Raw genomic sequence first — 17067 nt, 5'->3', positions numbered from 1 at the left:
TCCATCCAGTTCATTTGCGTCTGAAAAATAATACGATCTGATATGTATCATTGTAGAGGAGGTATTGTATTCTGTATAATTGAATTAAATGAATTTATAATTCAATAAAATTGAATCAATTGTTTATACAGGAGTCTGATAATGGACATTAAAACACTCAAAACATTTCAAATGATTGTGAATTACGGAAGTTTTATGCGTGCAGCGGAAGAGTTGAATTATGCACAATCTACCGTGACGATGCAAATACAGAAGCTGGAGTCCGATATGGGAATTCAACTGATCGAACGGGGCAAGAAAATAAAGTTAACTGAAGCGGGCAGGATGTTTTACGAGCAAAGTCTACATATTGTAAAGGATATGGAGCAATTGCAGGAAAATATGGACAATCTGCAAAGAGGGACCGCAGGCGACATTCGTATAGGAGTGACCGAACCGACTGCCAGTTATCGACTACCAGGAATTTTAAAACGTTTCTTAACCCATTATCCGAACATTCGGGTTTCTGTTGAGTTTGGAAATACCCCTACCTTAAGCGAGCGTATTCTCAAGGGGGATATTGACTTAGCGCTGTGTTCCACACCAGATTTGGGCACAGAGCTATATTTTGAGCCTTTATTTAGGGAGAAATTTGTAGTTTTAATGCCTGAAAATCACCCGCTTGCGGAAAAAGAAAACATTGGGCCGGAGGATTTACAGGGGCAGCGGTTGCTTATTACGTCGGCTACTTGTCCCTATCGTCGCAAACTTGAAATGGTCATGAAGGAATATGGAATAACCACGTTAAATACGATGGAAATTGGCAGCATGACGGCTCTGAAATTTTATGTGGAAAGCGATTTAGGGATTGCACTTGTGCCACAACTTCTGGTCAGTTCTGTCCCGGCAGGAACAGCGGTGAGGGAATTAAGCGGTAGCATGATCGATATGACCTTCGGACTTCTCTGCAAAGCAACAGACTATCCGCTAAAGCCGGCAGGTTCAAGGCTATATTCTGTGTTGAAGCAGGAGCTTGGGGGATTGCATGCGACCATTAAGCTAGAGTAACGAGTATTAGGGAATTGTGTTTTCTGTCACCATATGATGTAAATGCAGTACAGCAGAAAACCGACTGCCGTGGGCAATCGGTTCATTGGTTTACTTTTTATTAATCGGAACCCATACCTCGCACCGGTAGTCTTCAGCATGTGAATCTCCCATAGTATACACTTCCAGTTCCGGGCCGCCTGAATGCTCATAATTGCTGGCAGGGAACCATTCCTGAAAAATTCTTTGCCATACCTTTTGGATCGAGTGAGGCATAGGGCCGATGGATGTAAACACTGCCCAGGTTGAAGCCGGAATGGTTCTGGATTCCAGCCCATTCGCGGTCGCTACTTCTTCGCTGCCTTCTGCGGCGATTAAGTACGTGAATTTTTCTTCCCCATGCTTGAAATCCAAACAAATACCGAGTATATCGTCGCCTATTCCCAAGGCATGAATCCGATCCGATGTACCATCCGCATTCAGTTCGTTCCAGAATTTTGGGATTTCTCGAAGATTATCGCCGTTCTTAGTGGTGACTTGAATGGACTTGCCAATGACCGTAAAGGCCGCTTTCTCTACAATTTTGTAATCCATTTCCTGATCTCCCTTCAACGATAGATGGAAGGTGATGCGTGGAAAGGCTTTCAGGTTCACCCCAGGGCTTCTGGCCTCAGAGGGAGAAATACCGTGTACCTTTCGGAACGCTTTAGAAAAAGATTCGGGGGAATCATATCCGTATTTGAACGCTACATCCAGCACCTTGGCGGAAGAAAGACTCAATTCCTGAGCAGCCAAGGTCAATCGACGTTTGCGCACATATTCTGCTACCGTGACGCCAGTTAGCATATGAAACATACGCTGAAAATGAAAAGGAGACGAATAGGCTGCCTTTGCAATTTCATCGATATCGAGTGGCTGCTGCATTCTCTCTTCCATCAGATCCAGTGCGTTCTTGATCCGAAGCAACCATTCCAACCGCATCACCTCCTTGGTTGTAATCATATCATTAGGAGTATCTGTAATCCTGTCTTTGCGTGCTCTTATTGAACAGGAAAAACAATGTGCCTGCCCCCTTGTGTTCATAATTAAAATTTGGGACAATGAAAGAGGCGTTTAAATAGCGCAGACTGCTTAAACATGCTATGATGCAATGATCGTTGAGACGAGTCGTGATGGCTAGGGTTTATATATAGAAATACGAATTTGATTGTTTTGAAAAGAGGATCGAACATGAAAAAAGAATCCATTTATGGATTAACGCTAGATCAATTGACAGCATGGCTCATCGAGCATGGGCATAAGAAATCCCGGGCATTGCAGGTATGGGACGCATTGTATCGGAAGCGGGTTACTGATTTTGCAGCGATGGCAGATGTTCATGAAGATTGTACTCGCCTGTTGGCAGAGCACTTTTCCATTGAAACACTTGAAGAACACGTGAAGCAACAGTCGGCAGATGGGACGGTCAAGTTCTTGTTCCGGCTTCAAGATGGTAATTTAATTGAGACCGTATTGATGCGGCATAAGTTTGGCTTATCCGTATGTGTGACTACCCAGGTAGGATGTAACATTGGGTGCAGCTTCTGTGCGAGCGGACTGTTGAAGAAGAGCCGTGACCTGTCTAGTGGTGAAATTGTAGAGCAAATTATGAAGGTCCAGCTGTATCTGGATCAGGAACGTCCGGGCGATCAGGTCAGTCATGTTGTTGTGATGGGAATTGGCGAACCGTTTGATAACTTCGTGAACCTGTCCGATTTCATTCGGGTCATTAAGGATCACAAAGGGCTAGCGATTGGGCCACGGCATATTACCGTTTCCACAAGCGGATTGGCTGATAAAATCATTGAATTTGCAGATTCAGACCTGCATGTCAATCTGGCGATCTCCCTCCACGCCCCGAATAATGAGATTCGTACTCGCATTATGAAGATCAACCGGGCGATTCCGATTGAGAAACTCATGCAGGCGATTGATTATTATTTGGACAAAACAAATCGTCGAATTACGCTGGAGTACATCTTGCTGAAGGATGTTAATGACGGTAAGGAGCATGCGCTCGAACTGGCTGAGCTGGTGGGCCATCGTCGTAATCTGGCCAATGTCAACCTCATTCCGTACAATCCAGTGGATGAGCATAGCCAATACCAGCGGAGTGAGTCGGAGTCGATTACGGGCTTCTATGATGTGCTGAAGAAACAAGGTATTAGCTGTAGTGTTCGGCTGGAGCATGGAGTCGATATTGACGCAGCCTGCGGACAGCTACGCAGCAAACAAATCCGCAAGGATGCCAAGGGTAGCCGCGATGCAGAGCGCGAAGCCATTAGTTAAATACACAAGCGTACTCTCTAACAGGAGTACGCTTTTTTATATCACGAGCCGTAGGGCGAAACGTTACCCAGAAATGTGAAAATAGTCACGTAATAGTTGCTGCTTTTACGTTATAGTGAGTGGTTAGTGGAGGGGTTATATGGCTAACGTAATTTCGAATGTGGCGCTCGTTCCGGGCATTTATGTGATGAAAATAGAGGGAAAGTTTAAAGGGAACATGGGGCAGTTTTACATGCTGCGCAGCGGGACAGGTTACCCACTGCTGCCCAGACCCATCAGCATTTATGATATCGGGGAAGAGAGTATTTCCTTTTTGTATCGGGTTGTTGGAGAGGGGACAAATTTGTTTTCCCAATTACAGCCTGGTCAGGAAATTCAGTTAGAAGGACCTTTCGGAAACGGTTTTCCGCAGGTAGAGGGTAGTTTGGCTTTAATCGGCGGTGGCATGGGTACAGCTCCGTTGCTGTTGGCTGCAAAGTATTACCCGCATGCGCATGTTTATCTAGGGTTTGCACAGCAAGCCTTCGGGGTTGAAGCGTTCGAAGCTGTGGCGGCATCTGTACAGGTCAAGGTAGGGGGAAGTATCGTCGAACAGATCGATCCGACGCTCTATGCAAATATGTTTTCCTGCGGGCCAACTCCGATGTTACAAGCACTCGCTATAAAAACGGTGGATACGTCGTCCCGCTTATATATTTCAACTGAAAGACACATGGCCTGTGGTATTGGCGCATGTTTGGGCTGTACGATGCGTACCCGTGGAGGCAATCGGAGGGTATGTAAAGAAGGGCCTGTATTCCCGGTGGAGGAGGTGGAGTTCGATGATCTCCATGGCGTGTAATATTGCGGGTGTACCGTTCAAGAACCCGATCATCATGGCTTCCGGTACGTTTGGATTCGGACGGGAGTATGCGGAATTTTATTCTCCTGAATTATTGGGCGGCATCGTCGGCAAGGGACTAACCCTGCATCCGAAGGCTGGTAATACGGGATCACGAATACATGAGACAGCATCCGGCATGCTCAATAGTGTGGGGCTGGAGAATCCGGGTGTTGCCGCCTTTTTGAAGGATGAACTGGATGACATGACTCACTGGAACACGGCTGTTATTGCCAACGTGGGCGGTTCCAATCTGGAGGAATATGTTCAGGCCGTAGCGATGATTACGGAAAATGCACAAAAGCGTCGCACGATGAACCGCAGAGGCGTTGATATGCTGGAATTGAACATTTCATGTCCCAACGTGTTGCAGGGTGGAATGCAATTTGGTATCCAGACGGAGGTAGCGCGGGAGGTTGTGCGTCAGGTGCGCAATGTGACGGCACTTCCGTTGGTTGTCAAGCTGTCTCCCAACGCAGAGAATATCACGCAGATGGCGGTTATGTGCGAGGAAGAAGGCGCAGACGGAGTTTCGTTGATCAATACATTTTCTGCGATGAAAATTGATATACGTCGGCGTCGTAGTGTTTTTGCCAATACGTATGCGGGTCTTTCCGGCCCGGCAATTAAGCCGATTGCTTTGCGTATGGTTCACCAGGTGGCACAGGCGGTGTCGATTCCGGTGATCGGGATGGGCGGGATTAGCTCAGTGGAAGATATTATTGAATTCACCATGGCAGGTGCCGCTGCCATTCAGGTAGGAACGTACAACTTTGTCCATTTACATGCAGGGGCCGAGCTGGTACATGGCCTTGAACAATGGATGCAGCGGGAAAAGGTGCAGTCATTGGATGAGATACGGGGAATTTTGTGAATTTGGAACCTTTTTGCATACACTAATTCATATGAGGATTTTGCAAAATCCTGATATAAAGCCGGCTTGTCTTTTAAAGACAAGTCGGTTTTATTTATTTTACTGAAGTAGCCAAGCTTCAACTAGGTGTTAATATCGCATTTGCTCAAGATGAACGAAATTTGCCTTTCCAGCCGATGAATGGTTTGCGAAATAAGAAGGAAATTGTCAAACGATGTCGAATAACAAGGGATTATAGGGAAAGAAATAGGCTCTTATTCCTAATGGAGAGCTTAACAAAAAAGCTAGGTGATGGGGTTGCGGTCAAAAAGTAAATCGAAACCGAGACGACAATTCAAAGTTTCGCTACAATTCATGATTATTATTTTGGTTGTTTTAGTTATCATTATTTCCTTAATTATATCCTTGCTTCTCATTCGTAATTTTGTGATTAACAAGCATTTTGATAATACGAAGGAAAAACTTTCGGGTGTTGCCAAGATGGTTGCCAGTGACAACGATGTTATTCGTAATGTCGAGCAGGGAATTCCTGTGAAGCAGATTCAAGACTACTCGCTTGGAGTCATGCATAACGTTAATGTGGATTTTGTTGTCATTCTGAACCACGATTTAATTCGGCTATCTCATCCGAATGCAACGATGGTTGGCAAACCGTTCTCGGATTTAAATGATGCCAGAAGAGCGCTATCCGGTCAGGGACATTTTTCTGAGAATATAGGTATTTTGGGCAAAGGTTACCGATATTTTACGCCGATATTTAATCAACAGCATGAGGTCATTGGCATTGTATGTGTAGGGCTGACCATGAGAACCCTAAATCACGATTTGATGCAGGCGCAGTATACCATTTTTGGGGGGCTGATGCTGGGGCTCTTTAGTGGAGTTTTGGGTGCGATCATTCTGGCTCAGAAAATCAAAACCATTTTATTTGGGCTTGAGCCGCAAGAGATAGCAACACGATTGCGCGAAAAAGAAATTATTGAAAATGAGGTGGCTGAAGGAATTATAGCCATTTCGGCTGACAAGAAAATTATGCTCATGAACAAAGAAGCTCAGGCCAAGTATCAACTGGCAAACCAAGAGATGAAAGCCTCGATTGGCAAGCAGCTAGATACCAACTTTTATAACGTGCTCTTCAAGAGAGTGTTTGATGATAAAAAGAAAATCAAGGATCGCTCATTTTATGTGAATGGTATAGAAGTCATTGCGACAGTAACCCCTATATATATTGAAAATGAGTTTTTTGGGGCGGTTGCAACGCTGCGCGACCAATCCGAGATGATTCATCTTAGCAACCAGTTAAGTGGTACTAAATATTATATTAACTCCCTTCGCGGACAGACCCATGAATTTATGAACAAAATGCACGTAATATCCGGGTTGATTGAGATGAGGAAATATGCGGAGGTCAGTCAATATATTCAGCAGCTAAATCACCGGTATCAAGATGAGGTAGGCTTTCTGACTGAGAGAATTAAAGTTCCGGCATTAGCAGGTTTTATTATGGGTAAAATCAACGAAGCACGCGAACAGAATATTTCGGTTCTTCTTGCAGAAAGCTCGGATATCTCTAATGTGGAGATGCAGGATATCGTTCATGATGTCATACACATCCTGGGCAATTTTTTTGACAACGCCATAGATTCCATCTTACAAAAAAAAGAACCCGGCAAAATTGAACTGAAATTGAACTATGAGAGTGAGGGAAATGTATTCATTTTGGAAGTGAAAGATAATGGGTTGGGGATTGATTTTGAGATGCAAAAAAGAATATTCGAGCATGGTTTTTCAACCAAAGGAGAAGACAGAGGCTACGGCTTGAATCTGGTTAAAACCATGGTGGAAAATCATCAAGGAATCATTGAGCTTGATAGCCAACCGGGTCTGGGAACAAGTATATATGTAGAGTTGCCCTGTACATTGGAGGTGACAAATGAATGAAAGTTCTAATTGTTGAGGATGATCCGATGGTTGCTGAGCTCAATCAACAGTTTATCGAGCGCATGGACAATTTGGACGTTGTATGTAAGGCAGATACCGTCAAGAAAGCACAGGACTGCCTTCAAAAATGGTCACCGGATCTGGTATTACTGGACGTTTATTTACCTGGAAAAAGCGGATTAACTTTATTATCACATATGCAGGAGCATCAGTATCATGCTTCCGTTATTTTAATTACGGCTGCAAAAGATATTCAGACGGTGAAGGAAGCTGTTTTTTATGGTGTTGCAGACTATTTAATTAAACCCTTTACATTCGAACGCTTTAGACTGGCTGTTGAGAAAATCCAGCGTCTGGCCACGGTGATGGAGGAAGGGAACGGAATTAATCAAGCTGTTATTGACCATTATTTTAATAAAGAAGAGCATGCGGGTGTGGAAAAGAAAAAACCTGTTGAACATCCATCGCATAATCTATCGAAAAACCTGTCTAAAAATTTGTCCAAACTGACCATGACCACAATACTGAAGAGTATTCAAGAGCTGGACGGACCCTTCTCGGTTGAAACGTTAGCCAGAGAAGTGGACTTGTCCCGTATCACGGTAAAAAAATATATTCAGTTCCTGGTGGACGATGGCTTTCTCGTTGAATCGATAGAATACCACAAGGTTGGTAGGCCGCTAATGCTCTATCAGTTGAATCCTGATATAAAAGAACCGCCATTTCCATTGTAATCTGGAAATAGCGGTTCTTTTTTTGTTCAACAAAGGTGCCGAGCTTCCTAATTATTTATTTCATAGAGAGGACAGGAAGTGGGACCAGGTTATCTGAAGAATGAGTTGTAACGATATCATGGAAGTTGTCATAGCTAGTTTCAATCATGTTGGATAACGCCGTAACGGTATTCGAGCCAGCATGAGGCGTTACCAAAACTCTTGGATACAGCTCCACAAGCTTCTGGATCGTTGGGTCCGGGAGCATTTGCCATGGTTCAAAGGCTTTGAAAAATAGTTCTTCCTCTTTAGGGAAGACATCTGTCCCAAATCCCTCCAAATGATTACTGAGTAAAGCGTCCAGAATGGCTTGGTTATCTTGTAATTCTCCACGTGAGGTATTGATGAGGATAGATCCCTTTTTCATTTTTGCTAAAAAGCCAGCATTAATCATTTGGTCGTTCTGTCCCGGCAGATAAGGAACATGCACACTAACAATATCGCTCTCTGCCAGTAGCTCATCCAAGGTTGTGAATGGAATGACTTCCTTGGCTGCGTCGGATTGGTACACATCATAGCCGATAACAGAAGCTCCTAATCCTTTAAACAATTTGGCCTCTGTCAGACCAATGCGTCCAACCCCGATAATCCCAACTTTACAGTTATGGATCTCTTTGCTGAATGTATGCTCATCCACAATAAAATTTTTGAAAGAGCTTTTGGTAGTCATATAAGCGGTGTGGCGGAACAGCATCATAGCCAAAGTTAAGGAGAGCTCAGCGATGGCATTCGGAGAGTAGGATGGCACGCGTGCCACCTTCATTCCGAATTCGCTACAGGCATCCAAATCAATGTGGTTGATTCCGACTGTTCTGGTGAAAATATATTGAATGCCGTATTCATTGAATTTTGTGATATTTTCCCGATTGGCAGCACAGTTTCCTCTTAGCAAAACGGCATCGTGATGCTGCGCCAATTCTGCATTGCTGGTGGTTAACAACTCTTCTACCAGCGTTAGTTGGAAGTTATATTTATTGAGATCCTGGAAATAGGGTTTCTCATAAGAACGGACACCATAGCAAATGATTTTTAACATGTTGTTTACCCCCTGATTTAGAAAATTCCAATTTTATCAATGACATTGAGCGTAATGATCCACACTGGAATCATGACGACAGAAGTGATAGTTGATAGAAGTGATGCATTGGAAGTCAATATGGCTTCCTTATCAAAACTGATGGCATAGGCTGCGGCTACGGTAGCTGTAGGAGTAGCCATCATGATGACAATAGTAGCTAAAGCGACAGAATCAACTGACAGAATATGAGATACAGTCAACAAGGCCAGCAAGACGATGTTAACAATAGGTACAAGCCAAACCTTAACGATGCTGTAATACCAAGAGGTCTTATCCGTAGCTGCCGACTTGAAGCTGATCTCCCCCAATGTCGAGCCAATCGATAACCAGGCTAACGGAGAAGCTAGTCCAGCAAGGTAGGTCATGGGCTTGAACAGCCAGACAGCCGTTTGATCAATTCTTAGAAAGGCGAACTGCTGAATGGCCCCATCCTCTGTAGCTACACTCATCTGTGGCAAATAACCTTGAAATAACCAAACAAACAGGCCTAGAAACGTGGCGATAACGATGGGATTTAAAAACATGGTTTTGAGATTTTTAAGCTCCATTTTTAAGCCGCTCATTTTGATATAGCCGTAGGAGTATAAGAAAATGCGGTACCCTATATTAAAAATGGAACTGTACATCACTCCGGTAGGACCATAAATGGCTCCTACAATTGGAATTCCGAAGAAAGTAGTAGAACCGAAAATGGTTAACACCCGCAAAACATCCTGTTTATCCTTGTTGTAGCTGAGGAAGAACGGTTTAGAAATAAAGATGAGAATAATATAAATTAGAACTCCCCATATTAAAACATTCATTCCTTGTTTTAACATTGTAGGATTGATATCTTGCATGAAAGAATTAAAGGCTAGCGCTGGTAGAGCCACGGTTAGAACAACCTTGGATAACATCTTTCCTACTGCTGCGTTAAAAATTCCCTTCTTGCGGCAAAAGAAACCAAGAAGGATAATAAAAACGGTGGAAGCGATAGAACTGACAATTTTGTTATCTGTTAAGGTCGCGGTAATCATTTCTAGTAAAGACATAAATAAAACCCTCTCTTGTACCTTTTTTCACATATATGACGATGCAGAATGTGACGATGCAATGCCATGATCTTTTGGCCAAAGTGTTGGTTTGCACCTTTATAGTAAAATGACTTTGTGAAAAAAAGAACAATATCTAATTAATTTAACTTATGAAACTAATTTAAAAAATTTATACGTTACATCAGATAGCAAATGAAACGAGAGGGGGCGTCTTCACTTCACAAAATGATTATTTCTTGGCTTTGTGAATGCTCATCAACATCCGTGCTATAATGTAAATCATTAAACCCTACTTGATTAGTGGGTTAAATAGAAAAGACGAGCAGGAGGGGCCGCATGAATCCGATACAACATATACTGAACGAATTTCAGCTGATCGTGCTGGATGGCGCAATGGCGACCGAGCTGGAGCGTCATGGACATGATCTGAACGATAGCTTATGGTCAGCTAAAATCCTCCATGAGCATCCGGAGTCGATCAAGCGTGTACATAGGGATTATTTTGAGGCTGGGGCAGACTGTGCGATTACTGCGAGCTATCAGGCTACCGTTGAAGGCTATGTTAAACGAGGCCTAAGCGAAAATGAGGCGCTGGAGTTGATTCAATCATCGGTGCGGATTGCTGTGCAGGCACGCGATGAGTTTTGGGCTGACGTGACGGCTACTGCAAGTCAGCGACATCGTCCCAAGCCGCTAGTCGCAGCTTCTGTTGGCCCTTACGGGGCATTTTTGGCAGATGGATCAGAGTATCGCGGCGATTACAAGCTGAGCGAGGAACAGCTAGTGGAGTTTCACAGGCCGCGTATGAAAGCTCTGATTGAGGCGGGTGCAGATATTTTAGCTTGTGAAACGATACCCTGTCTGGTTGAAGCCAAGGCCATCGCCCGATTGCTGAAGGAATTCCCTGGTACGTATGCCTGGATCAGCTTTAGCGCAAAGGATGGGCAGCATATCAGCAATGGTGAGTCTGCCGCTGCATGTGCTGAGTGGCTGAATGGGCATGAGCAAGTGGCCGCTGTAGGGGTCAATTGCACTTTGCCGAAATTCGTTCCATCGCTTATTCACGAAATACGCAGCCACACGGATAAGCCTGTGGTGGTATATCCCAATCTGGGAGAGGAATATGACCCGGTCACCAAGACATGGCACGGTAGCACTTGTACAGAGACGTTCGGACAAAGTGCCCGCCAATGGTATGAAGCGGGAGCTCGTCTGATTGGTGGTTGTTGCCGGACTCAGCCGCAGGATATTGAGGAAATAGCATCATGGACGAGAGATGTATAAACGAGGATAAGCGTAGCGTAGGGATAAAGGTTATCTATAAGAGGGTAACTCGATGACCCGAAAAAACAAGCAGGCTGAACCAAGTGGTGCTCCAGCAATGGAGCAGCTTGGTTCAGCCTGCTTCGTTAACTATCTGCGCCGATCCGGTCAGCTTTCTGCCAAACGTTCCAGCAGTGCGTCTCCATTGCGGCTCACCCGAATATGGGCAAAATGTGCGTTCTGTTCTACAGTACGTCCGGTTCCCTCAGGGATGAAATAATTCTCAATACCGTACACAATACGAGAACCATACCACTGTCCATTTAGAATGACCTCATGACTGGCAAGTTTTTCGCCATCTTGATAGAGGCGGTCTGCGACGTATACTCCTTGGTTATCTGGTGTGAGAACGACTTTGACCTTGCCTCGGCTCCATTCTTCCTCCTGAAGAGGGGTCTTGGAAGGAGGGGTAGATATGTCGTAATTCAGTGCCACATAATCGCCTTGTAGCAGGGAGCGCGGGTCTATAGGAGCCAGTTTGAGCTTAATGGAAGCCCCTGTGGCGAGCAGGGTTTCGCTTCTCACCGTCTGATACCCGATGATCCCCAGCTGTAGCACGATGACAATGGCAATGAGTAACGGGCTTAAGCGCATAAAGCTAAAGCTGCGGTGATCGGCATCGAATGCTGCTTTGCCGCTATGGGCCATTCGCCGATCCGCCCACCAGGTAATTCCGAGCGCAATGATCCCCAGTAACGCCAGCGTAAAAGATTTATACAGTAGCGTCCACAATAAATCATAGTATTTGAAGCCGATAAAAATAAACCAGAAGACAACGCCCATGATGGCCTCCGATTTTTGTTTCACACGGGCAAAGGCAAAGACCATCCCGGTAACGATAACAAAATAAAAAATGTTAATGAACATATAAGAGTGTGGAACGACATCCTCGAAAAACGTCGCCCAAAACAGGAACAGCAAGCTGAAAAATAATGAGCTATTCCGCAGATGTTCTTTTAACTCCGTCTTGGATATAAAGTAACTTACCCCATATAACACGGCATTGACGATGAAAAGAGAGAAGATGATGAACTTATAGGTCCAGTTCCAACCATCCCACTCCTGATACTGCTGAAATAAAATGGTCGCCAGATTCAGGTTTACAAAGGTGTAGGCAAAAAACAACTGCCTTTTCCCCTTGGAGCGAAACCATCCAGCGATGGAAACGATCAGAAATAATACCGAAAGCAGCGACTGATCTGACCATAGAATGGCCGCCAAGCCTGTAATATAGCTGATGGTTAGCAGGGTATAACGTATGACCGAATCCAGCTTGGATTCCGGTATGACAATCATCAAAATCATAAGTAGCAACGACACAACCAACAGTACATATTCGGTGTGGTTTACATTCGTGCTAATCATAATCAATCCGATGAGAGATATACTTCCGATCAGCACCCCAACCACTTTGATTACACGGGATACGGTTTTGCTGATCCATTCACTGCCACGTTCCTCGGGAACGATTGTTTCCACATCGGTTTTCGCGATATCCCCGTTTTCCCCATTGAATATCTCCCCTGTTTCCGGCGGTGTTTTCCCCAAACGATTCAAATAACGGAAAAACCACACGTTACCGGTCAGCAGCAGCGCCACAAAAATCAAACCAAAAACAAAAAACAGAGATGAGTAGTAAGCCTCTGCTAGCTCTATAAATTTAAAGACAGCAAACGCTGAGAGCGCCAATGCATTCAAGGTCAGTAGTGTTTTATTCAGCCGTACCTTGATAAATATATAAAATCCTAAAGCAATCACAGCGATATGCGGTATATTCATGACCAGGCCATACCCATCAAATGCAAAAGAGTTGGTCATCGCCAACATCGCTATATGAAAAACAGTAAAGCTCATATATTGTAGTGGAGCAGAATGTATACGATGAAGGAACGCCAATAGGAACAACAACAGATTGACCAGTGCGAACACTCCGGCAATGGACAACGATTCCAGCTCGCTATAAGATGCACTTTGCATCGTAGGGTAAAAATAAAGCCACAAACCGAGGTGAATTAGTACATAAGACAGCATATAAAAAGGATTGTAGCGAGTAATCCAGCTAAGCAGTAGAGCTGGCACCGACCAAATGAAAAACAACCCGTAGCTGTCCGCATGGGAATTGTAAATTTGACCGAGCAATGCCACAGAAACGCCAAAGGCTATACAGCCAGCCACCAAAAACATATTTGACAGAAAAGCTTGTTGACCGGGAACAGCACGTATCCGTGCAAATACAAAAGACAAGCCATAGAACAGAACAATAAGCGCAGCAGCCAGTACAATTTTGACTGTCCGATCCAGTCCGCCCCAATTGGAGGCGAAAAAATAAATAATCGCGGCAAGTACCAGTGAGATGCCCAGCAGATAGCCCGTACGTATCGCATTGAATCGCAGCATGGATTTCACGTACCTTTCCTGTTGGTTTGATGCTTATTATAACGTTGAAAGGGCTCAGAACCAAGTACTAATTAGGATCAGGTCATAAAAAAAGAGAGCCACCGTATACGGCGGCTCTCTTGAACGTTACTGGATTCCAGCTAGGCATTGACGGTACGAATCTCTTGCCGGGACTGATGTCGGAAGCGATACTCACGCGGTGGAATCCCTGCTGTTTTCTTAAATGCTTTGGAAAAGGTGGACATATCGGTATAGCCGATGGACTGGGCTATGATCGACAAATTGTAAGTTGTCTGCTCCAGTAATCTTTTGGCTTCGTTAATCTTAAGGTTTTGCAAATACTTGGCGGGAGAGATGAGGAAGGTGGAATGGAACTTACGTGAAAAGTGGGCACGATCCACACCTACATGCTCGGCAATTTGCTCAATCGTAACACGGTCACAATAATGCACTTCAATGTAATCTTTCCCCTGCTGGAGCCAATAATCAGAGCATACAAAGTTGCGCAGTACGTCAGATGTGTTGCGGGACAACTCCTCGAAGATCTGGTGCAGTATAATCAAGCGGGCCAGATCGCTGCCCTGTCTGTTGTTGTCGTGTACGATGGAAAACAGGTTAGAGATAAGTTCGAGGATTTCCTCACTCACGGCGTTAGCCATAAATGGCGTGGAGGGATTAATTCCGATCCGCTCCAGTAGCGCGAGGGATTTGGGTCCCTCAAAGGCAATCCATACCTTTTGCAAAGGGTGCTGGTGATCGGTGTAATATTCATGGGCAACATGCGGAAAAAAACAGAATAAATCAGACTTTTGGACACGGTACTTCTGTTGCTTATAAATAAACTCAGCCTGACCTTCAAGCACAAAAATCAAATAAAAATAAGGAACAGCCTTGGGACCGACATGGCAGCTTGTTTTCGAAATATCCATACCCAGTCTGACAGGCCAAATGGCGCTGGACTTTTCCAATTCGGTAGCTGTGAAATAATGGTCTTCCACGATGTCGAAGTGATCTTCATTTTTTGCTCTTTTCATAACTTGTCACCTCTCCTTTGGTGGAGATAAGGGAATTTTGATTTTATTGTATATAAAGGAAAGCACAATTACAAGTTAATTCATTGGAATTGAGGGTTATATAATTAAAACTGCGTATGCCAAAGGCTCCATGGCCGGTTTGAGATGACCCGTGGAGCCTTTTAAGTTCTGTATTATGAGATGGGGATTAGCCTATATTTATACGTTCAAGATTCCTTCTTTTGGAGTAACGTTGAAGGCTTTGGCTAGATCGGCCAATTCCTGATCTGTAATCCGTTGCTGGTTATCATGGTGAGCAATGAGCATGTAAATTTGCGCCGCTTTTTCAATCGTCTCAATGAGACCAAACGCTTCATCAATGGAGCTGCCCGTTCCGAAAATGCCATGATGAGGCCATAATACAGCGTGATGATCCTTCATTTTTTTAGCCGTTTCGCGGCCGATTTCGCTGGAACCCGGTACCATCCAAGGGATTACACCGATACCGTCTGGAAAGACGACAATACATTCGGTACACATTTCCCACAGCGTTTTGGTGAATTGGTTTTCGTCCAGACTATGAATGAAGGTCATGGCAATAACATGGGTGGCATGATTATGAATCACCACGCGATGGTTAGGAGCGACCTTCAAGCGCTCAATGTGGCTCATAAAATGGGAAGGTAACTCACTGGTAGGCACTGCGCCATGTTTGAGGCCCCACAAGACTTCCAACTGTTCGCCATCCTGGGAGACACGAAGGACCCCTAAGTTTGCTTCTGGATCTGCAATTACGTTTTTAAAATATTTTCCTGATCCGGTGACGATAAAATACTTACCAGCCAGTTCATTCACCGGGAAAGCAGGTTTAATCGTCCGAATGACCTGATGAATATCTATATATTTTGCAACCTCAGCTTCATCCAGAATATAGCTTACATTACCTCCATTGCGTTCATCCCAGCCGAATTTCCACATGTTTTGTGTAATTTCCGCCATCTCGCGAACAAATGGGATATCCAGTCCCGATTTGCGTTCTTTTTGATTCTCCAGCACAGTAGTCATGGATGATCTCTCCCTTTGGATGATATGAATATAAGCATTATCAGTGCAGTAGTTACCGTTTCAGCAGTTATCGTTTCAACAGTACTTGTTGTTCATAGTTTTTAACTTCGGCCAGCCATTCCTCACGAACGGGAACGCTGTTTTGAGCGCAATAGTAATCCCATATCGCACCAAACGGATACGATTTGAACTCTTCGACTAGAGCAAGACGAGTGGTGAAGTCTCGTTCCTCTTCCGCCTGCTTTAATGCTTCAATCGGTTCGAGCATAGCGCGAAGCAGCGCTTTAATCGTGTTGCGTGTTCCGATGACCCATGCTGCCACATGGTTGATACTGCCATCAAAGAAGTCGAGACCGATATGGGTTCGGGAAAGCAATTCACCGCGAACCAGCTCACGGGCAATGTCCAGCAATTCGTCGTCCATTGTCACGACATGATCACTGTCCCAGCGAACGGGTCTGCTGACATGGAGCAATAATTGATCGGTGAACATCAGCACAGAGGACAGTTTGTTCGAAATGACTTCGGTTGGATGGAAGTGACCCGCATCGAGACAGATAGATTTACCGCGTGTCAGGGCGTAACCCATATAGAATTCATGTGAGCCCACGACATAGCTTTCCGAGCCAATGCCAAACAGCTTGCTTTCAACCGCATCGATGTTGTATTCCTCGCTGATTTCCTCGCTGAAAATGTCGTCCAGCGCATCACGCAGACGTTCTCTTGGAGCCAACCGATCAACCGGAGTATCTTTATAGCCGTCCGGCATCCAGTGGTTTGTGACACAGGGCTGACCGAGTTCTTTGCCAAAATACTCGGCAATCCTGCGTGATTTTTTGCAGTGTGTGATCCAGAAATCACGGATTTCCGAATCCTTGTGACTCAGTGTGAAGCCGTCTTCCGCTTTAGGATGGGAGAACAGGGTTGGATTAAAATCAAGCCCAAGTCCTTGCTGTTTGGCCCAGTCTACCCAGTTCTGAAAATGGCGTGGCTCCAGTTGATCCAGATCCACTTGTTCTGTGGTGTCCGCATAGATGGCGTGCAGATTGACCTTGTGTTTACCCGGAATGAGTGATAAGGCTTTTTCTAAATCCTGACGCAACTCATGCGGCGTGCCGGCTCTGCCCGGGTAGCTGCCCGTTACGGCAATCCCCCCGCTAAGCTGTTTGTCTTTGAACAGGAATCCCTGAACATCATCTCCCTGCCAGCAGTGCAGTGATATTTTGATTTGTGAAAGCTTCCGTAAAATGTCGTCCACTTGAATACCGTGGCGGGCATACAGCTTTTTCGCTTCGTTATAACTGGCTTCAATGGCTTCGTTCATGGCTTTACTCC

The 17067-nt window shown here is 44.8% G+C and carries 14 protein-coding genes; 7 read left to right on the top strand and 7 right to left on the bottom strand.

Going from position 1 to position 17067, the window contains the following annotated elements:
• The first annotated feature begins 141 nt into the window (after positions 1 to 141).
• Positions 142 to 1047, top strand: a complete 906-nt coding sequence (locus MKY16_RS24400) for a LysR family transcriptional regulator (RefSeq protein ID WP_340957439.1) — start codon at positions 142 to 144, stop codon at positions 1045 to 1047.
• Between the two features lie 90 nt (positions 1048 to 1137).
• Here the strand turns inward: MKY16_RS24400 and MKY16_RS24395 are convergent, their stop codons facing one another.
• Entirely contained in the window at positions 1138 to 2007 is an 870-nt protein-coding gene (locus tag MKY16_RS24395; RefSeq protein ID WP_340957437.1) for an AraC family transcriptional regulator, read from the bottom strand.
• Positions 2008 to 2256: 249 nt separating this feature from the next.
• On the opposite strand from MKY16_RS24395, the gene rlmN reads away from it, so the two are divergent.
• The 5 genes from rlmN to MKY16_RS24370 all read left to right on the top strand — a co-directional run bounded on the left by rlmN (position 2257) and on the right by MKY16_RS24370 (position 7783).
• Positions 2257 to 3354: a 23S rRNA (adenine(2503)-C(2))-methyltransferase RlmN gene (rlmN, locus tag MKY16_RS24390; RefSeq protein ID WP_340957435.1), complete on the top strand. Its 1098-nt coding sequence runs from the start codon at positions 2257 to 2259 to the stop codon at positions 3352 to 3354.
• A gap of 139 nt (positions 3355 to 3493) precedes the next feature.
• Positions 3494 to 4195 carry a dihydroorotate dehydrogenase electron transfer subunit gene (locus MKY16_RS24385; protein WP_029518821.1) on the top strand — a complete coding sequence of 234 codons (702 nt, stop codon included), beginning with the start codon at positions 3494 to 3496 and terminating at the stop codon, positions 4193 to 4195.
• Positions 4176 to 5108, top strand: coding sequence for a dihydroorotate dehydrogenase (locus MKY16_RS24380; RefSeq protein WP_340957433.1), 933 nt, complete (start codon positions 4176 to 4178; stop codon positions 5106 to 5108). Before MKY16_RS24385 ends, MKY16_RS24380 begins: the two co-directional genes overlap by 20 nt.
• A 291-nt stretch (positions 5109 to 5399) precedes the next feature.
• Positions 5400 to 7049, top strand: coding sequence for an ATP-binding protein (locus MKY16_RS24375; RefSeq protein WP_340957432.1), 1650 nt, complete (start codon positions 5400 to 5402; stop codon positions 7047 to 7049).
• Positions 7046 to 7783, top strand: coding sequence for a response regulator (locus tag MKY16_RS24370; RefSeq protein WP_340957431.1), 738 nt, complete (start codon positions 7046 to 7048; stop codon positions 7781 to 7783). Before MKY16_RS24375 ends, MKY16_RS24370 begins: the two co-directional genes overlap by 4 nt.
• 55 nt (positions 7784 to 7838) lie before the next feature.
• On the opposite strand, the gene MKY16_RS24365 is transcribed toward MKY16_RS24370, so the two are convergent.
• Complete coding sequence (locus MKY16_RS24365) at positions 7839 to 8858, bottom strand: 2-hydroxyacid dehydrogenase (RefSeq protein ID WP_340957429.1); 1020 nt, start codon at positions 8856 to 8858, stop codon at positions 7839 to 7841.
• A 17-nt stretch (positions 8859 to 8875) separates the two neighbouring features.
• Positions 8876 to 9931: an AEC family transporter gene (locus MKY16_RS24360; RefSeq protein ID WP_340957428.1), complete on the bottom strand. Its 1056-nt coding sequence runs from the start codon at positions 9929 to 9931 to the stop codon at positions 8876 to 8878.
• Between the two features lie 339 nt (positions 9932 to 10270).
• Here MKY16_RS24360 and mmuM point away from each other — a divergent pair, with 339 nt between their 5' ends.
• Positions 10271 to 11218 (top strand): homocysteine S-methyltransferase, encoded by a 948-nt coding sequence (mmuM, locus tag MKY16_RS24355; protein ID WP_340957427.1) that lies wholly within the window; start codon positions 10271 to 10273, stop codon positions 11216 to 11218.
• A gap of 147 nt (positions 11219 to 11365) precedes the next feature.
• On the opposite strand, the gene MKY16_RS24350 is transcribed toward mmuM, so the two are convergent.
• The 4 genes from MKY16_RS24350 to rhaA form a co-directional block, all read right to left on the bottom strand.
• Positions 11366 to 13654 carry a GDYXXLXY domain-containing protein gene (locus MKY16_RS24350; protein WP_318627823.1) on the bottom strand — a complete coding sequence of 763 codons (2289 nt, stop codon included), beginning with the start codon at positions 13652 to 13654 and terminating at the stop codon, positions 11366 to 11368.
• 140 nt (positions 13655 to 13794) lie between these two features.
• Entirely contained in the window at positions 13795 to 14688 is an 894-nt protein-coding gene (locus MKY16_RS24345; protein ID WP_340957425.1) for an AraC family transcriptional regulator, read from the bottom strand.
• A 198-nt stretch (positions 14689 to 14886) separates the two neighbouring features.
• Positions 14887 to 15732, bottom strand: coding sequence for a rhamnulose-1-phosphate aldolase (rhaD, locus tag MKY16_RS24340; protein WP_340957423.1), 846 nt, complete (start codon positions 15730 to 15732; stop codon positions 14887 to 14889).
• A gap of 67 nt (positions 15733 to 15799) precedes the next feature.
• Positions 15800 to 17056, bottom strand: coding sequence for an L-rhamnose isomerase (gene rhaA / locus MKY16_RS24335; RefSeq protein WP_069012278.1), 1257 nt, complete (start codon positions 17054 to 17056; stop codon positions 15800 to 15802).
• Positions 17057 to 17067: the final 11 nt, after the last annotated feature.

The sequence above is a fragment of the Paenibacillus sp. FSL L8-0641 genome (assembly GCF_038006265.1).
Lineage (GTDB): Bacteria > Bacillota > Bacilli > Paenibacillales > Paenibacillaceae > Paenibacillus > Paenibacillus polymyxa_D.
The sequence above is the reverse complement of the archived record's forward strand: the minus strand, read 5'-3'. Positions and strand labels throughout refer to the sequence as shown.